The following is an 18,828-nucleotide window of genomic DNA, read 5'->3' as shown; positions in this document are numbered from 1 at the left end:
TCACGATTCGTACCTGCTAATTGGGTTATTCACTGGCCTAGACAGGCATGCTCATTATTTCTTTGTAGGCTTCGACAAGCTTATTACGCACTTGCACTGTCGCCTCGAAAGCAACACTCGCTTTCTCACGTGCAATCACAGTGTCCGATAAAGAAACGGTAGTATCACCCATCTCTAAACGTGTCGCGAGGTTTGACGATGCAGACTGTAAGCCGCTGACATTGCCGACGGCTTGCGATAGCAACTGACCGAAGTCTGCACCACTGGTGTTATTCACTTGCTGCATGATATTTGGCTGAACGCCAAACGACGGCGTTATTTCGCCTTGGAGTTTCTGCATTTCCTGCAGGAATGAATTTGCGCCTATTTGCATGCTGAGCTCCCAGTCGTCGAATTCTTGACGATCAAAATACCGATAACGGGACAATGCAAAATAACGGCCAAGTTTTCAGATGGTCGTGATTGATAATAAATTGACGGGATAAGAAGATGTCAATATCTAAGGATTTTGGATGAAATGAGCCACTTTTACGGTTGTGTATTTTAATAAATACAGCCTCACACTCAATGTGGAGGCTGCGGGATGATAACTTGAATTTATAGACTAATTTGGCAGTTGGATCCCCATATCACGCATCCTTGCCATCTTGTATCTTAGGGTTCGTGCGCTAATTCCTAGCTTTTCGGCGACTAACTTACGACTTCCTTGGCATTGATTAAGGGTCTCTAAAATAATCACATGTTCTTGAGCTTTGAGCTCTTCACCTAAACCGTCTGGCTCAGAAGAAAATGGTTCTAGATCTTCACCGCTTAAAATCACATCCTGCGCATCGATAATAATGTCATTGGCGGTGATCAATTGACCGGCTCTTAATATCAAAGCACGCTGGATCACATTGTCGAGTTCACGTACGTTCCCTGGCCAGCGATGACTCAATAAACGTCGACGCGCATTCTCATCCAACTCAGGCACATCGGCAACATTCAATGCCTTAGCATGTTTAGCCAGTAAATGACGCGCAAGAGGTAAAATATCTGCAGGACGTTGACTTAACGCAGGCCAAGCTAAAGGAAATACGTTAATTCGGTAGTAGAGATCTTCCCTAAATCCGCCAGCTGCGACCACTGCCTTTAAATCACGATTGGATGTGGCAAGCACGCGCACATCCAATTTAATGGTTTTACGGCCACCTAAACGCTCAACTTCACGCTCTTGCAAAACCCGCAACAACTTAGCTTGTAAGCCTAAGTCCATCTCAGAGATTTCATCGAGCAGCAAAGTGCCACCTTGAGCCTGCTCAAATTTCCCCGGACACGCTTGATAAGCCCCCGTAAATGCACCCTTTTCATAACCAAAAAGGGTGGCTTCGAGCATGTTCTCAGGAATAGCGGCACAGTTAATGGCCACAAAGGCTTGATTAGCACGGCTACTGTGTTGATGAATATAACGGGCCAAAACCTCTTTACCCGAACCGCTAGGACCTAAGATCATGACAGAGGCATCGGAGGCGGCAACCCGTTGAGCAAGTGCTAATAAGGCTAAACTTTTTTCATCAGCGACGACGGGCTGATCCACATTTTGTTTTAATGGCAAATAGCGTGAGACTTGATTGAGTAACACTTCTGGTGCAAAAGGTTTGGCTAAATAATCAACAGCGCCTAATTTTATAGCGTTCACCGCGCTACCAATAGTCGCGTAGGCCGTCATCAACAGCACTGGCAACTTAGGATGATGCTGCTGCAGGTAGTTCAATAAACCTAAACCACCAATACCTTGCATCTGCACATCGCTAATAACTAAATCAAACTGATGTTGTTTCAAGGCTAAAATAGCGTCTTCACCGGAGGCAACATCAACACACTCATACTGAGCCAGCATTAAGGTATCCAACAAGGCTTCACGTAATGAAGCATCATCCTCAACGAGCAATAACTTTGCTTCAGACATGGGTAATCTCCAAAGGTAATATCACCGCGGATTTAGCCCGTGGGAATACTAAAGACACAGTACAGCCTTTATTCGGTAAACAACTGAGTTGCAGTTGTCCTCCATGATTGCGCACCACAGATTGCACAACGGCTAACCCAAGCCCAGTTCCCTGCGACTTAGTCGTAAAGAAAGGTTCAAATACCTTCTGCTGCATAGTGGTGTCTAAGCCTTTGCCATTATCGATGACATCCAATAACAACCGTTCGCCCTCTTCCTTCGCTTGGATACGAATTTCAGTGGCTCCGGCTTCTATGCTGTTTATGACTAAATTATTAATCGCCGAGCTTAACGCATTAGAATTAGCTAACATCGAGCTGCTTGATGCATCATAAAATGACAAGTCACAGCCTTGCTTTGCCGCTATCGGCTCACAATTTGCCAAAACATTGTCGATAACCTCAGCCAATGAGATTAGATCTCCAAGTTCATCCTGACGACCTTTAGCCATCAATAGCATGTCGTTAACCTGCCGCTCGAGTTCATTGAGTCTATCAACAAGTTTTTGTTGAAATTTCGCTTTAGCAGCATCGGATAACTTAGGACTCGCAAGATTTGAAGCATATAACAAAGCGGCTGATAAAGGCGTGCGCACCTGATGAGCCAAAGTTGCTACCATCTTGCCCAGTGCAGATAAACGTTGTAAATGGGAGATATTTTTCTGTAATAACCGAGTTTCAGTCAGATCAGTTAGCACAATTAATTGACCAGGCTCTGGCGTGAGTGGTGTTATCGCTAACTTAACGCGGCGGCCATTACGCAGTGACACTTCGTGGCCATCATCGTCCTGTGGCGCAAAGGCACTGTGGATCACATCAATCCAGCGAACGCCACACAAGGAGCGCTCAAGTAATTCAACTGCAACCGGATTGGCATCCGTGACTATACCGTCGCCATTGATAATCACCACGCCAGATGGCATAGCCTGTAAAATATGCTCCATTCGATTGGACATATTCGCGGCCTCACGCAGTTGGTTCCATTGTTTGCTAGTGTGCTTGAATGACTCAATTTGCGCTAGTGGGTTGGCTGACATAGTCACTCCGTCAAAAAATTGCTTATGACGGGGTGACTGCAGTATCTATGCCAAATTGGAAATTGAGCTTTAGAGGTTAAAACAACTTATATAACAATAAAATAGAAAACTAATCTTTTGTCATTCCGTACTTACGCATTTTTTCTACAAGCGTTGTACGGCGTATTCCAAGCATTTCAGCAGCGCGAGCTACAACATTATCTTGTAGCTCTAGCGCCTGACGTATCATGTCTATTTCTAGTTCTGCTAACAAATCCTTAAGGTTCACACCTTCAGGCGGCAGCTCACTAGGGAAACGCGTTTCAGGGATTTCAACCGGCTCTTCATCGCTAAAGATAGAAGCTAAAGCATCACGTTCCTGTTGCTCTTCACTCATCTCTACACAATATTCGGGCACATCGATATGGCGATATTTGACAGGTAAATCGTTAACATCGACCAGTCCACCCGGATATAAAATGGTGAGGCGTTCGACTAAATTAGACAGCTCGCGCACGTTGCCCGACCAAGCATGTTCTTTCAGCGACTCTATCGCACGCTGCGTAAAACGCACCTTACCACGGCCTTCGTTATAGACTCGGCTAACTAACTCTTGTAATAGCAAAGGCACATCGTCCTTGCGATCACACAACGCGGGCATTTCAATCGGGAATACGTTTAGGCGGTAATAAAGATCCTCACGGAACTCATTAACGCTGATCATGGTTTCTAAATCTCTATGTGTCGCAGCAACTACGCGTACATCAGCATTAATTGTCTTAGTACCACCAACGCGCTCAAATACCCGCTCTTGCAGCACACGGAGTAATTTAACTTGCATTTGTAGTGGCATGTCTCCTATTTCATCGAGAAATAGTGTACCACCTTCAGCTAATTCAAAACGGCCTTTACGAGAACAGATTGCCCCAGTAAATGACCCTTTCTCATGACCAAATAGCTCACTCTCTAATAACTCAGGCGGTATCGCACCACAGTTAACAGGGATAAACGGACCATCACGGCGCTCAGACAAATAATGGATATTACGGGCGACCACTTCTTTACCTGTACCTGATTGACCCAGAACAAGCACAGTTGCCTCAGATGTTGCTACTTGATTTATCAAGTGTCTCACATTCGCAATACCATCACTGCGTCCCACTAAGCTTCGGAATAACTTTGTTTGATTCGCACTAGTAGGGACTTGAGGCCGTTTAACTTGACCGAATACTTGGCAAAAGTGTAATAATTCAGTGAGCTGAGGATACGTTAAAGGTTCTTCTATATGTCCAAGAATATTAGACACTTGCAGATCGTCAACATTGCCAAGCAACAACATAGGTTGCCATGGATGTTGACCTGCGATGTTTTTAAGCCCATCAGCATCCATAACATCAGTTAGGATAACTAAAGCTCGAAAACGGGTATCTTGGAGGCTAGCACTTAATTTTTCGGTGTCAATTTGTACAAATTGCTCACCTAAAAAATCCAAAATGCAACACAGGCGATTTAATCGCTCTGATGGAGGGCCGATAAGTAAAATTCGTTGATCTGTTTGCATCATTCAGTAGGCCGTAAAGCTCTAATATGTATTAATTCGCATTAATTATTTATGATTAGTTGCTGTAAAAGCTTAACAAATTCAATGTAACAATCTGTGCCACCATCACTACTTGTGATGAATATTGTATTATCAGCAGACGAGAAGCAAGCCTCAGATGAGGTTTATGCCAAACTGAATTGATTTTAGTTCATTTACATCATGATTCTAGTCTAAAACGTCAATACTTTGACTTTAAGCCAAAAAAAAGACGCAACCAGTGCGTCTATTTTTAATAACGAAATAAGATATTAACCCGCTTCAGAATGCGCAGAAATATTATGTTTATCTGCAGGAATTGCATCCCAACCTTCTTTGATAGTACGTAAAATATCACATACATCATCAATCGCTTTCACATCATTATTTACGTTAGCTTCAGAAATTCTACGCAACATAAAGTCATATAAATCACTCAAATTTCTGGCTATCTGGCCACCAGCATCCATATCTAGGCTATTGTTTAAACCAGTAATAATCCCAATAGCTTTGCCAATGTACATACCTTTATTAGACAAGTCATTTTGTTCAATCGCAAGACGACTTTGTGCTAAACGTTGCAGTGCCCCCGCAAACATAAGCTGAATAATACGATGTGGTGACGCAACAGTAATTTCACTCTCTAAAGACACCTTACGATACGATTGCAGTGATCCTCTCATAAACACCTACCTGTTTAAATCTATAGTCTCATAAACACTAATCTGGCGCTTATTCTTATTACCTGCATGTAATAATGCTTGCCTATCTGCCATAACAACACTTGCTTTACTTGTGTACTCTTGAGTAAGTTCAAGCTGATGTTGAAGATAATCAACATCTGTCATATTAGCATCAGCCACTAATACATTGAGTAAAATTTGACGCTCTCCAACCAGTACGTGCAAGTTCGACACCAACTCGTCAGATTGAGGCTCTTCAGCAGGAAGCTGAGTCAGTTTATTTAAATTTTCACTCAAAAGGACATTAAGCTCATCGAGTTGTTTCACTTATACTCCCCTTACTCATTTATAATTTCACTATCGTTTTTTAACAGCTCCAGGAAGCGAATTCAAACGATCAACAAGACCACTGCTCTGCTGATTTAGTTTTCCAACGACAAGATCCATCGCATTAAATTGCTTCGTTAAACGGGCTGTTAGTTGATCCATTTTAAGCGTGAAAGCTTCTCTTCTATCTGTAAGCTGGCTTTGTTGATTAGTATATCCGGTTTGACGTGACGCAATTAATCCTCGAGACTTGACATAACTATCTGCAAGATCATTAAAGCGATTAGCAAGCCCTTTATCTGGTGTCGAGAATAATGCCTCAACACTGGCCATATCTTCAGAGATGACTTTATTAAGTTTAGTATCATCGACAGACAACTTACCATATCTATCTGTTTTTATACCAATATCATATAATGCTATCGAACTGCCGCTATCAGTTGGCACTCGTTCACTCGATATACTTCGGAGTTGCGATTCTATAGAACGGATCATAGAGTCGCCCTGTAATGCAGCTGCTGTTTTTTTCTCTTTATCATAAGACGACATTTTATCAACTGCAGTCGCTAAACTATTGTAGGCATCGACAAAAGCTTTCACATTTGTCTTTACTGCATCATCATCTTGTTCAATTTTTAACGTAGTCGTCTTAGAAACATCAGCATCAGTTAAGTTTAACGTCACCCCTGCAATAGCATTTTTAACTTCATTAGTTTGCGAGGTAACTTTCTGATTATCGATATAAACAACTGCATTTTTAGCATCTTGAAGCGTGGAGATATTACCAGCACCGAACATATCATTGAGTCCAGTTCCAGTCGTGTCATTAGCTGTAATACTAATTTGATTGTCTTCACCTGACTTATCTGAACTAAAAACCAATCGACTGCCTGCATCACTGGTAATAACGGTTGCAGTTACGCCCGCGTTATCTGGGGATTCATTAACTTTTTTAGCAATCGCAGCAAGTGAATCGGTAGCCGAAACATCAATGGAGAAATTCTTACCATTGATACCAAAATCAAGGCTCCCTTCACCTACAGGTAATCCAGGATCTGCAACGTTTTTTCCAGCAATTTTATGATTTACCGCAAGTTGCTCAACTTTAATACCATAGCTACCCGCTTGTGCGGTTTTGTCTGTTGTTGCTGACAAATAAGTTTGATTACTAACAGAAACCTTACGCAGATTGAGGGCATCGCCAGTTTGAAGTTTTTTTAAGGCATCTTGAAACGTAGACAACGCACTTTTTAAGGTTCCCATAGCAGAAACTTTTGCTTTGATGCTGTCTTCCGTTTTATTAAACATCGCTTCTTTCGGTGTTTTTTCGGCATCAACTAAAACTTGCACAATTTCACTAATTTTAAGGCCAGATCCCATGCCTGTTGCTGTTAATGCCATATAGACCTCTCAATCAAACGTACTTACAAATATTTATGCTTCTGTTTTCATCAAAAGCCCTGTGACTTCTGATAGTTTTTCTGCCAAGGCTAATGCTTCTTCACTCGGCATTTGTCTAATCACATCACCAGTATCTCGGTCAAGTACAGTCACAACAGCTTGTCCAGAGTTCTCATCAACCTTAAATGCTAAACCTTTACGCATCATAGACATCATATCAGACAACTCTGTGGCAACTTGAGCCAGCTTACTTGGATTCTGTTCATTTTTCGTTACATCTTGTTCCACAGCTTGTTCAATAGCCGTATTTCGCTTTAATTCAGCATCTGGAGCAGATGCTTTTAGCGGCGTTTGAGCTAAATCAACCTTACTGTGAAGCATAGAAGGTGAACTTGCTATATTGATATCCATAGCCATACCTCAGCAAATTTAGTAATAACTTTAAATGGTTACATTAAAATTACCCTATAAAACTACATTAACCTTTAAAGTGGCAAAGGGAGATCCGTCACCGAACCTCCCTTATCACTTTCTCACTATTCTGCTTTAAACTACAGCAGTGACAAGGCCACTTGAGGTAACTGGTTGGCTTGGGCCAACATTGCAGAACCCGTTTGTTGCAACACTTGGTTCTTGGTCATTTGTGATGTTTCTTTCGCAAAATCCACATCAACAATTCGGCTCTTCGCATCAGCAACGTTTGCTTGAGTATTAGCACTGTTACTGATGTTGTATGCTAGACGGTTTTGTTTAGCACCTAAGTTAGCACGCTGACTATCAATCGTTTTAATGGCAGCATCAATCGCAGCGAGTGCAGTTGAACGGCCAGCTGAACTTGCAACCGACAAACTATTAACAGATAACGCACCAGCATTCGTTGCTTTTACTGAAATCGTAATGTCTTCGCCTTCTTGGTGTCCGACTTGGAAGGTCTTACCTGCGGAGAAATCACCATTCAGTAATTTTGTGCTACCAAATGCAGTTGTATCACCGATTGCTGTAATTTCTAATGCCAGTTCATCAATTTCGCTTTGCAATGCTGTCAAATCATCAGTACTGTTAGAACCATTCTCTGCTTGTACTGTCAAATCACGCATACGTTGAAGCATGTTAGTCTGTTCTTGCATCGCACCTTCAGAAATCTGGGCGATTGAAATGGCATCGTTAGCATTGCGCATGCCAACATCAAGGCCACGCACTTGGCTGTTTAGTCGGTTAGATATCGCTAAACCAGCAGCGTCATCTTTGGCACTGTTAATACGCAGACCACTGGATAAACGTTCCATAGATGTGGCCAAACCGCCTGCGGAAGTATTTAAATTCTTTTGAGCTTTTAATGAAGTGACGTTTGTGTTTACTGTAATGGCCATGATCGTTTCCTCTTTATACCTGGCTTGTGAACTTGCCTGTCTACTTAAGCCAGGCGGGTCTTAGTGGTTACAGTATATTTAACGGCAGCATCTTTTTTAACTTTAGAGTTATTTTTTAAAATATCTTGATTTTAAAAAATAACTCTAATTATCATAAACATAAATATCAACTCCTATAAAACTTTGCCTACTTTTCTAGATAATTCTAGAACAAGTAGGCAAAAGTGCTTCATATAACATCACGCAAATAACATTAACCAAGAAGAGATAATGCAACTTGAGGTAACTGGTTAGCCTGTGCAAGCATTGCAGAACCCGTTTGTTGTAACACTTGGTTCTTAGTCATAACTGAAGTTTCCTTCGCAAAATCGACATCCACGATACGACTCTTAGCATCAGCAACGTTGGCTTGAGTATTAGCACTGTTACTAATGTTATAGGCCAAACGGTTTTGCTTCGCACCTAAATTGGCTCGTTGATTGTCAATTGTTTTAATGGCAGCATCAATATTCGCGAGTGCAGTTGAACGACCAGCAGAAGTCGCTACGGATAGCGAATTAACAGATAAACTTGCAGCATTAGTTGTCCCTACCGAAATAGTGACATCCTCAGCTTCTTGGTGCCCTACTTGGAAGGTTTTACCCGCAGAAAAGCCACCAGTCATTAATTTGGTATTACCAAACGCCGTACTATCACCTATAGCAGTAATTTCCTCTGCTAATTGATCCATCTCTTTTTGCAATGCAGTCAAGTCATCAGTGCTATTCGCACCGTTTTCTGCTTGAACAGTCAAATCACGCATACGCTGCAACATATTGGTTTGCTCTTGCATCGCACCTTCGGCAATTTGGGCAATTGAAATCGCATCATTTGCGTTACGCATACCCACATCTAAACCGCGCACTTGGCTGTTCAAGCGGTTAGAAATGGCTAGACCAGCGGCGTCGTCTTTCGCACTGTTAATGCGTAGACCACTGGATAAACGTTCCATTGAGGTCGCTAAACCGCTACTGGAAGTATTTAAATTCTTTTGTGCCTTCATTGAAGTCACGTTGGTATTTACTGTAATAGCCATGTTGAGTTCCTCTTCCTAGTTATACCGCCAAGGCTTGGAGCTTGGCTAAATTTTTAACAATTTATCTTACAGATGGATAGGTACTTGCTTTCTGTTAAATAAAGTCGAACAGGGAAACAGAACCCACCTTACTAAACACGCTAGAGACTGCGTTCAATGCAAGCTGTTGCTTTTCAAATTCCGTAATCGCTGATGCATAATCGAGATCTTCCAAGAGTGATAGCGCTGATGAGTTCACCACTTTCTCCTCGGTATGAGTCTCTTTGTAACTTTCGACAACTTTCAGATTATTCCCCGCCACACTTCTGGCAGAACTAATTTGATTGACGCCACTATCGATGTTATTCAATATCTGTGCCAACTGAGCTCGCCCTTGGGGAGTATTGGCAGAATTAGGGTCTTCAATTAATGCAATCGCACTGCTGATCGTATCGAAAATACTGACTTCGGCCTGCGGCTCCATGGTGAAACTATCGCCAGCGCTGGGTTTTCCATCAATTTTAACTTCTATACCATTAAAACTAACGGGATTAGTGGCATCGAAGTTAGCTACGTTTGCGACGGGATTACTTGCAGAATCGAGCACTTGCAAGTTAGTACCACCGGCACCATTATCAGTGAAGTTAAATGTATATGTATCAGCAACATAAGTTGCAGTATCAGCAATTTTTGCTGTTTTAACGCTAAACTCCCCCTGCTGACTGGCCAAATAATTGACGCTATAATCACCAAGTCCATTGGGTGCTTTCATAAACGCGCTATCGCCAGGGATGTTTGTCCCCATGGCAACACCCGTTTGTACTAAACTATTTTTGACGCCAGAATCGCCGCTATACACTATTTTAGGCGGCGTCGAGTTATCAAAAGCAAAAGGTTCTTTATCGGTACTGAAACCAGAGAACATATAATTGCCAGATTCATCCTTACTATTGGCAATAGAGAGCAATTCTTCTAAGCTGCCTTTCATCTCTTCGGCAATCATTTGCCGCTCAGTTCCTGAGAGTGTGCCGTTTATCGCTCGCATAACTTGCTCACGCATAGAGCCAGTTAAATCTTCAGCACTACCGAGTTTACTTTCTGCCACAGCAAGACGATTTGTCGCATAGTCAATATTTTTCATAAACTGATCGACGAGTGCATTTTTCTGATTCAGATTATCGATACCCTGTGACGCCACAGGATCATCACCAGCAGTATTGACTTTCTTACCACTGCTCAATTGGTCAAGAATTTTGCTGGTCGCCGTTTGCTTTTGCAGCACACTGGTAATGCTTTGATTAAAAATCTGCGCGGATGATAATCGCATAGTTAAATCTCCTAACGCACTGAGGATAATAAGGTGTCAAAAATCTGCTGTGCAGTCGTCATGATCCGCGCAGAGGCTTGATAGGCTTGCTGAAAACGCATTAAATTTGCTGCTTCTTCATCTAAGTTCACACCCGACTCACTCTCTACTCGCGCATAAGCTTGTTGATACACGGCCTCTGCCGAACCGACACGCACTTCAGCCGCTTTCGTTTTACTGCCTACCTCGAGCTTAGTATTCTCGAACACATCAGCTAGGGTCGACTTTCCCCCATTCATCACCTTACTTTCGCTCAACTTAGCCATAGCGACAGCATTAGAGTTATCCCCCTCTGCGAAGGATAAATCGAAGGTAAATCTGTCATTGCCTGCAGCCGCTTTGCTGTCAACTTCAAAGGTAAAACCAAAAGCGCTAATACTCGGAGGCGTATAAGGGGCTGCAGCCCCAAGGGATGTTCCTGCGGCGTCGAATGCTTCATAGGTTGGAGGCACAACTGTGGTATCGAGCTTTATCGTCAACTCACTGCCCGTTACAGGGAAATTTGCGGCATTGCGATTGCTAATTTGAGTCAGCTTCACTTGGGTATTGCCAGAGTTAGCGGCATCTGCGGTAATCTTTGGTGATGCGGCGGCAATGCCTTTAGGGTCTTTCATGACAACTTCAATGCCATTTGAAGCACCCGCTGTCGGGCGAATCGCAAAACGATCGCCAGACGCCATAGCGCCCGCTTTTATGTCAATTGAAAATCCAGATCCACCCGATAAAGTCGAGCCAGTTAACGTCAGTGGCGTAATTGCCCCCGTTTTCGAATCTCTCAGCTCATAAGTTGCAGGCGCGGTAAATGACAGTTCGTAGGCACCACCAGTTAATAAACTGGTGTCATCTATGGTGACGCCTAACGTTGCATTACCCGTATTACCAGAAAAACCTGCTGCACGGCCCAAAGACATCATAGGATCGTTGATATCTTTGAAGATATTGGCACCAACTTGCCCATTGAGGTCAATACCTTGTGCTTGCATTTTATTGAAGTTATCAGCCACGCCCAAGGCTAATTGATCGAGCTCATGACCCGCGGGAATTAACGTTTGATCACGATAATCAAAAATGGCCCCTAACTGACCGCCAAGTTTACTCGGATCAACAGTGACACTTTGCGAACCAATACTTGAAGTCAATTGGAGCTCATTCGGAAATGGATCACCCGCTTGGACTCCCATCGTCATAGCAATTTCGCCAGAAACCAACATCACTGAGCCACCGAGCATTACGCTCTTAGCACCATTTTCTAATGGAATAACATTCACTTGAGCGTACTGGCTTAACTCTTGAACAAGTGCATCTTGCTTATCAAGCAACTGCGCATCCTGATTCGGCGACTTCATTAACTCTAGGTTTAAATTTGCCAGTTCTGTACTGATCTCATTGATACGCTTAGTCATACCTGTGATCTGGTCATTGGTCTGATTAAGCTGGCCATTCAAATACGACTGCATCTGATTAAGACTGCTGGCAACTTGCTGTGCGTTTGTTAGGGTCGAACTCCGAATACCCAAATCTGCAGGCAAATCAGCCACACTATTCAGCCCCGAAAACAGGTCATTTAAGCTTTGTGGCACAACTTTACCTACCTGTGAAAACAGCTGATCTAACTCACTCAATTTACCGTAGCTGGCTTCGGCGGCGCTTAACGTTGTTTGGCCAATGCGTAACTCTCTTGCGGCATAGTCATTGTAGATACGCTTAACGTCATTAACGTAAGTTCCTGTGCCATAAAAACTACTACCAAAACGCTGCGATTCAAGAGTCGACTGGGTTGCCACTTGTCTGTGGTAACCAGCGGTATTGGCGTTAGCTATGTTATTACTGGTAACACCCAGTTGCGACTGGGAGGCAAGCACCCCTGTTCGCGCTATATTCAGTAGATCAACGGCCATTAGTTGACACTCCTATGAACAAACAGGGTTGTAAGATTCATCATTTGTCTTCTCCTGGCAGAATTGATTTCAGTTCTTCACTGATCGACTGCATCACTTTAATGACTTTTTCAGCGTATCGAGGATCAGTGGCATAACCCGCATCCTGCAAAGCTCGGATGAATTGAGTTGGGGAAGCGGCCACTTTCTTCGCATCTTGATAACGTTCACCTTCGGCAATGAAGGACACAAAATCGTTAAAGCTATGCTCGAAATCACTGTAAACTCGGAAATCAGCTTTTTGCTGAACAGCAACACCGTGCTCAAATTCTAGGGTACTGACGTTAGCCTTATCGCCTAACCAACGACGATCAGCTTTAATGTTGAATAGGTTATGACTCGGCGCACCGTTATTGCCGCGGACGATTTTTTGTCCCCAGCCAGTTTCCAGTGCCGATTGCGCCAATAATACTTCTGGTTGGGTACCTAATGTTTTTGCGGCTTTTTCAGCATGTGGATATAAGGTCGCTAAAAATTCTTCTCGACTACCGAACCTGACAATTTTTTGGGTTTCCCTAAATGCTGCCGTCGGCAAAACTTGGCCGCTAATCACAGGTTCTACCACTGAAAGTGATTGTTCACTCCAGCTCGGCTTAGGCGTATCGATAGCCAGTGAACGATTAGGCGCATCAATGTCCATTGATGAATTGGCATCTTCAGCTCTATCCGGTTCAAATACAGGCCGAGCGATAGCAGCCGGCACACCATGATTTACAACTGTGGGTTCAACCACAGGAGCGGCTGAACTCTGCATAGGCACATTAAGCGCTTTATCGTCGTGGAGCATTTTCATGCCACCATCGTCACGCAATACCGATGCAGGCGTGAAATGACTTGTTTCGGGAGAGAGTTGCTGCACCATCATATCGGCAAGGCCCAATACACCTTTGTCAGATAAATCGACCGATAACTGCTGATCGCGCATCTGCTCGTAAAACTGAGTGTATTGGCTATTGAGTGGACTATCAGACTGAAAAACCGCATTGGCATCGCGCATACTTTTCATCAGCATTTGCACGAAAATACCTTCAAATTGTTGGGCAACCTTTTTCAAGGCGCCCTTCTCATCTTTCTGAGCCTGGGCGCGGAGTGAATCTAGCCCGCCCAGGTCAAGAAAATGTGATGAACTTGAAAGCTTTTCCATGATTTTCCCGACAGAAATTAGATGATGATAAGTTCACCATGCAAAGCTCCTGCCACTTTTAATGCTTCAAGTATTGCTAACACATCTGAAGGGGCTGCACCGACTAAGTTAACCGCTCTAACCAGCTCATCCAGCGTAGTGCCTGGATTAAACATAAACATACGGCGGTCACTTTCTGTTGCTGTAATCGTACTATTACTCGTGACGGTTGTTTGACCATTTGCCAACGCGTTAGGCTGCGAAACCTGTGTCGCCTCCGCAATAGTGACAGTCATGCCGCCATGGGTAATCGCCGCAGGGAGTAAGCGTACGTTTTGCCCAACCACTATGGTTCCAGTACGTGAATTAACAATCACTTTGGCAGATTCCTCTGCGGGAACAACATCAAGGTTTTCAAGCGTTGCTAAAAAGGAGACCCGTTGTGATACATCACGTGGAGCCGTTACCTGAACAGACGTCGCATCTAAAGGACGCGCCATATCTGGACCTAATAGATCATTGATCGCATCGGCCATGCGCTGCGCAGTAGAGAAATCCGAACGACGTAGGTTAAACGTCAAATAATCGCCAGTTGAAAATGGGGTTGCTACACTACGCTCAACAATCGCGCCATTCGGTATACGACCAACAGTTGGCGTATTTTGAATCACCTTTGAACCATCTAAACCATCGGCACTAAAACCACTCACCACTAAACTACCTTGGGCAATCGCATACACATTACCGTCTACCCCTTTCAAAAAGGTCTGTAATAAGGTTCCACCGCGTAAGCTTTTGGCTTCACCTAAACTAGATACCGTCACGTCAAGATCTTGACCAGGTTTGATAAAGGCAGGCATATCCGCATGTACGGCTACCACTGCAACGTTTTTAATTTTCGGTTTGACGTTGTCAGGAAGATTAATCCCAAAGTTTTTGAGCATAGTCATAAAGGTCTGCTCGGTATAACTGGTTTTTTCCCCCGTTCCCGGTAAACCGACCACTAAGCCATAACCAATCAACTGGTTACTACGCACACCTTGCACATTGGCAATATCTTTAATTCGTTCAGCCTGACTAGGTAGAGAAAACACTAGCATGGCAACGGCTAACACCAGTTTATATTTCATGATACGACTCCTTAGAAGGGCCACCAGTCGCTCATAAAGAACTGGCTTAACCAGCCCACTTTTTGAGCATCTGCGAAAGTGCCTGTGCCACTGTATTGGATACGGGCATTAGCCATTCGCGTTGAATCGACAGTGTTATCGGGTTTAATGTCCTGCGAGCGAACGAGACCAGTGACACGAATAAACTCATCACCATTATTAATTGAAATCCATTTTTCACCACGGATCACTAAACTGCCGTTGTTCAGTACTTGCATCACGTTTGCCGAGATGCTGCCATCTAGACTATTGCTCTGATCCGCATCCGATTCACGCTTAGTGTTCATGCTATCTTTGTAACGCAAATCAATTGGCACTCCGCCAATGGACACATTACTACCACCAGCAAAGATGGGATCTAAGCTCATATCTGAGCCTTTTTTGATCTGATTGCCTGCACTCTTCTTAGCTTGAGTCGATTCCTTCAATACGATAGTGATAATGTCACCGACTTTGTGGGCGCGTATATCCGAATACAAACTAGATGCTTGACTGTCTTGATAAATAGAGCCAGTTGCGGCAATTTTTGTCGGCGGCGCCTCTGGGTATACCGGCGCGTAAAAGGGATCATCCGCAAGGGGTTTCTTTTGCGTCGAGCTACAGGCTGCAAGCAATAACGCGACGGCCAACACAAGATATCTAGCCATGATGTTTGCCTCTATAAATTCTGAGTCACATAAGACAGCATCTGATCTACCGCTGAAATCACTTTAGAGTTCATCTCGTAAATGCGCTGACTTTCGATAAGGTTCACCAGTTCCTCGGTCACGTTAACGTTAGAGGTTTCTAAGGCGCCTTGACGAATCGCTCCCATGCCATCTAACGAAGCGGTACCTTGAATGGGCGTGCCGCTCGCACCAGTTTCCGTATATAAGTTTTGTCCCATAGGATCTAGACCCGATGGATTAATAAAATCCGTCATAGTCAACTGACCCACGACTTGGTTCTCAGCGGTACCCGGCGTTTTTACTGAAACTTCACCCTCTGCTGAAACGGTAATACTGGTCGCATTATCAGGAATAGTGATCGCGGGTTGTAGCAAATAGCCAGAACCTGGCGTCACAATCTGACCCGTATCGTCTAAGGTAAACTGACCATTTCGAGTATAAGCAGTGGTTCCATCAGGGAGCTGGATTTCAAAAAATCCAGGACCTTCAATCATGAGATCCAGTGAGTTATCCGTCGTCAGCATATTACCCTGAGTAAACATTTTTTGAGTGGCGACGACTTTCGTACCCGCACCTATGTTTAATCCGTTGGGTAGCTTAGTGTTAGATGCACTAACACCACCTGCTTGGTTAACTGTTTGATAGAGTAAATCTTCAAATACTGCGCGGCTTTTTTTGTAGCCCACAGTGCTAGCGTTCGCTACGTTGTTTGAAATCACTGAAATATCAGTTTGCTGTGCGTCTAAGCCAGTTTTACTAATCCATAACGCCGGATGCATAATCTATCTCCTAACTAATACGCATTAATGAAGATGAAGCGCGATCATTCTCTTCCGCGGTTTTCATCATCTTGACTTGCAATTCAAACTGGCGCTGAAGATCAATCAAAGACACCATTTCATCAACAGGGTTAACGTTACTGCCCTCTACGGCACCACTTTCAACTGCGACGAAAGGGTCAGCTGGTGCTGGTTCGCCTGACATTTGTCGAAATAATCCATCTTCACCACGCATCATCTGCGTATTGCCGGGATTAACTAACTTCAATCTAGCCACTTCTTCTATCACTTCAGCAGTCGCCCCCTGAGGGCGAACAGACACTATGCCATCCTGTGAAATTGACACTTTATCAATAGGTAATGGCAGCACTATCGGGCCAGCGTCCCCCATCACGGGATTGCCTCTGTCGTTATACAACATGCCCGTCGCATCGAAACTGAGACTACCTGAACGGGTATAAGCTTCACTGCCATCTTTCGCCTGAACGGCAAACCAGCCATCGCCTTTAATGGCAACATCGAGATCCCGTCCAGTGGTTTTTATCGGACCAGAGCGAAAATTAGCTGACGGAGATTCTGTCATCGCAAACACCCTTGAAGGCAACCCTTCACCGAAGGCTTGCATCGATCTGGCCTGCGCCATATCTGATTTAAAACCATCGGTATTAGCATTGGCTAAGTTGTTCGCACGGAGTGCCAGCTCATTCATATTTTGCTTAGCGCCACTCATGGCGACATAAAGGAATTTGTCCACAGACTGCTCCGTCAAATTTTCTACATGACAATATCCAAGCAAGCATCATGCCAACAAAAAATAACGTTTAATTTACTGATAGAATTGAAAAATATGAAAATGAAGTGATTTGACGGCAGGATAAAGGCTAAGTGTTGCCACTGGCGGCAACACTTAGTTAAATAAAGTAATGATTAGCGGATTTGTAATACGGTTTGTTGCAGCGTGTTATTCACTTCAAGCGTACGAGAGTTCGCTTGGAAGTTACGCTGCGCCGAAATTAAATCGACCAGTTCAGTCGTTAAATCGATGTTCGATTGCTCTAACGCCGATGAACTGATGCTACCAAAAGTTCCACTATTTGCCTCACCCGCTAACGCTGGACCTGAAGCTAAACTGGCTTTCCACGACGTATTACCCACTTGCGTTAAACCTTGTTCGTTAGCAAAACGAACTAAAGCAACCCGTGCTAAAGGCACGGTTGAACCATTAGAATAACTCGCGGTCACTAAACCATCTTCGCCGATTTCAACGTTAGTTAAGCGACCTACAGTCGTACCATCTTGCGTCAACTCAGTTGCACCAAAAGGAGCAGCATATTGCGTTGGGGCATTAAACTTCACAGTCAACTCTTGAGTACCATCGGCACCAGGCCCTAAAACACCCGCACCACTGACGCCCAAAGCCTCAGTCTTGACTATAGCAGGATCACTACCAGTGTAGACACCAACAGAATTGAACTTGAGTACAGAGCCTTTCCAACCACCAGCAGTTTGAGCCGTGCCCGTTGCATCAGGTGTACCATCGCCGGTGGTATCTGTTTGATAAGTACCAGCAGGACCGGCTAGATCGACTTGTTTTCCATCAACAGCATAGTAAGCCACCCAATTGTTCTCACCATTGTACGAACCATCTTTGGGCTTAACAAAATAAGTGGTCATAATATGTGGCTCACCGAGTGAGTCATAAATTGTCATTGATGTCACGTTATTGTAGGTTTTTGCATCTAGAGGATCGAATGCCGCCGGGTCGAGTGCACTTTCCTTAGCATTTAAGTTCATTTGTAAAGTAACATTCTCAGTCTTTACAGGGCTACCTGCAGTGTCTGGTATTTGTACCGGCTTAGCCGTCGTTAAACTCACTGATGTTGAGTTCCCATCTTTATCCACTGGGAAAGTTTGCAAATAATTACCAGCAGAATCAACCATGTAATTATTTTTATCGACCTTAAATGCTCCAGCACGGGTAAACGAGTGGTCTAATGTACCCAGTTCAGAGGCTGTAACGAAAAAGCCGCCACCTTTAATCGCCATATCAAGGGAGTTATTCGTCAACTGTAAGCTACCTTGATGGAATTGCTGTGCCACTTGACTCGTAGCAACACCACCACCGACAGCAGTTTTAGCATTTGAAAAAATAGAATTAGCGTAAACATCCGCAAATTCAGCACGGGATTCTTTAAAGCCAATGGTGTTCGCATTAGCAATGTTATTCGCCGTAGTGTTTAAATCTTTCTGCGCGGCAGAAATGCCACTCAATGCAATGTTAAACGACATAATTCACCTCTACACTTGACTCAATTCATTTATGAGCGATTTACGCCCAATTCGGATGCTGCAAAAATTCTTTTATACAAG

18 protein-coding genes are annotated in these 18,828 nt (G+C 43.8%); all 18 read right to left on the bottom strand.

The window, feature by feature from the left end; all coding sequences use genetic code 11:
* Window positions 1-37: 37 nt before the first annotated feature.
* Window positions 38-373, bottom strand: coding sequence for a flagellar hook-basal body complex protein FliE (fliE, locus tag HQQ92_RS05645; protein WP_028761191.1), 336 nt, complete (start codon window positions 371-373; stop codon window positions 38-40).
* Between the two features lie 231 nt (window positions 374-604).
* Window positions 605-1,948 (bottom strand): sigma-54 dependent transcriptional regulator, encoded by a 1,344-nt coding sequence (locus HQQ92_RS05640; protein WP_173243795.1) that lies wholly within the window; start codon window positions 1,946-1,948, stop codon window positions 605-607.
* Window positions 1,941-3,023: a PAS domain-containing sensor histidine kinase gene (locus tag HQQ92_RS05635; RefSeq protein ID WP_173243792.1), complete on the bottom strand. Its 1,083-nt coding sequence runs from the start codon at window positions 3,021-3,023 to the stop codon at window positions 1,941-1,943. The genes HQQ92_RS05640 and HQQ92_RS05635 overlap by 8 nt, the downstream gene beginning before the upstream one ends.
* Before the next feature lie 109 nt (window positions 3,024-3,132).
* Entirely contained in the window at window positions 3,133-4,566 is a 1,434-nt protein-coding gene (locus HQQ92_RS05630) for a sigma-54 dependent transcriptional regulator (RefSeq protein WP_105251936.1), read from the bottom strand.
* A gap of 287 nt (window positions 4,567-4,853) precedes the next feature.
* Entirely contained in the window at window positions 4,854-5,264 is a 411-nt protein-coding gene (gene fliS / locus HQQ92_RS05625; protein WP_028761195.1) for a flagellar export chaperone FliS, read from the bottom strand.
* Between the two features lie 6 nt (window positions 5,265-5,270).
* Complete coding sequence (locus tag HQQ92_RS05620; protein WP_173243789.1) at window positions 5,271-5,591, bottom strand: flagella biosynthesis chaperone for FliD, FliT; 321 nt, start codon at window positions 5,589-5,591, stop codon at window positions 5,271-5,273.
* A gap of 30 nt (window positions 5,592-5,621) precedes the next feature.
* A complete protein-coding gene (gene fliD / locus HQQ92_RS05615; protein WP_173243786.1) occupies window positions 5,622-6,992 on the bottom strand; it encodes a flagellar filament capping protein FliD in 1,371 nt (456 codons plus the stop codon).
* A gap of 33 nt (window positions 6,993-7,025) precedes the next feature.
* Entirely contained in the window at window positions 7,026-7,403 is a 378-nt protein-coding gene (locus HQQ92_RS05610; RefSeq protein WP_028761197.1) for a flagellar protein FlaG, read from the bottom strand.
* Window positions 7,404-7,543: 140 nt separating this feature from the next.
* Window positions 7,544-8,362: a flagellin gene (locus tag HQQ92_RS05605; protein WP_028761198.1), complete on the bottom strand. Its 819-nt coding sequence runs from the start codon at window positions 8,360-8,362 to the stop codon at window positions 7,544-7,546.
* Window positions 8,363-8,615: 253 nt separating this feature from the next.
* On the bottom strand, window positions 8,616-9,437 hold the full coding sequence (locus HQQ92_RS05600; protein ID WP_028761199.1) for a flagellin: 822 nt from the start codon (window positions 9,435-9,437) through the stop codon (window positions 8,616-8,618).
* A 94-nt stretch (window positions 9,438-9,531) separates the two neighbouring features.
* On the bottom strand, window positions 9,532-10,743 hold the full coding sequence (gene flgL / locus HQQ92_RS05595) for a flagellar hook-associated protein FlgL (protein WP_173243783.1): 1,212 nt from the start codon (window positions 10,741-10,743) through the stop codon (window positions 9,532-9,534).
* 11 nt (window positions 10,744-10,754) lie between these two features.
* Window positions 10,755-12,680, bottom strand: a complete 1,926-nt coding sequence (gene flgK, locus HQQ92_RS05590; protein WP_028761201.1) for a flagellar hook-associated protein FlgK — start codon at window positions 12,678-12,680, stop codon at window positions 10,755-10,757.
* A gap of 40 nt (window positions 12,681-12,720) precedes the next feature.
* Entirely contained in the window at window positions 12,721-13,863 is a 1,143-nt protein-coding gene (gene flgJ, locus HQQ92_RS05585; RefSeq protein ID WP_028761202.1) for a flagellar assembly peptidoglycan hydrolase FlgJ, read from the bottom strand.
* Window positions 13,864-13,880: 17 nt separating this feature from the next.
* Complete coding sequence (locus HQQ92_RS05580; RefSeq protein WP_028761203.1) at window positions 13,881-14,972, bottom strand: flagellar basal body P-ring protein FlgI; 1,092 nt, start codon at window positions 14,970-14,972, stop codon at window positions 13,881-13,883.
* An 11-nt stretch (window positions 14,973-14,983) separates the two neighbouring features.
* Complete coding sequence (gene flgH, locus HQQ92_RS05575) at window positions 14,984-15,658, bottom strand: flagellar basal body L-ring protein FlgH (protein WP_028761204.1); 675 nt, start codon at window positions 15,656-15,658, stop codon at window positions 14,984-14,986.
* An 11-nt stretch (window positions 15,659-15,669) separates the two neighbouring features.
* Window positions 15,670-16,458, bottom strand: coding sequence for a flagellar basal-body rod protein FlgG (gene flgG / locus HQQ92_RS05570; RefSeq protein WP_028761205.1), 789 nt, complete (start codon window positions 16,456-16,458; stop codon window positions 15,670-15,672).
* 10 nt (window positions 16,459-16,468) lie between these two features.
* On the bottom strand, window positions 16,469-17,212 hold the full coding sequence (gene flgF, locus HQQ92_RS05565) for a flagellar basal-body rod protein FlgF (protein ID WP_173243780.1): 744 nt from the start codon (window positions 17,210-17,212) through the stop codon (window positions 16,469-16,471).
* A 173-nt stretch (window positions 17,213-17,385) separates the two neighbouring features.
* Window positions 17,386-18,747, bottom strand: a complete 1,362-nt coding sequence (gene flgE / locus HQQ92_RS05560) for a flagellar hook protein FlgE (RefSeq protein WP_028761207.1) — start codon at window positions 18,745-18,747, stop codon at window positions 17,386-17,388.
* Window positions 18,748-18,828: the final 81 nt, after the last annotated feature.

The organism is Shewanella sp. DC2-4 (assembly GCF_013248875.1).
Taxonomy (GTDB): domain Bacteria; phylum Pseudomonadota; class Gammaproteobacteria; order Enterobacterales; family Shewanellaceae; genus Shewanella; species Shewanella oncorhynchi.
This window is presented reverse-complemented; position numbering and strand designations above follow the sequence as displayed.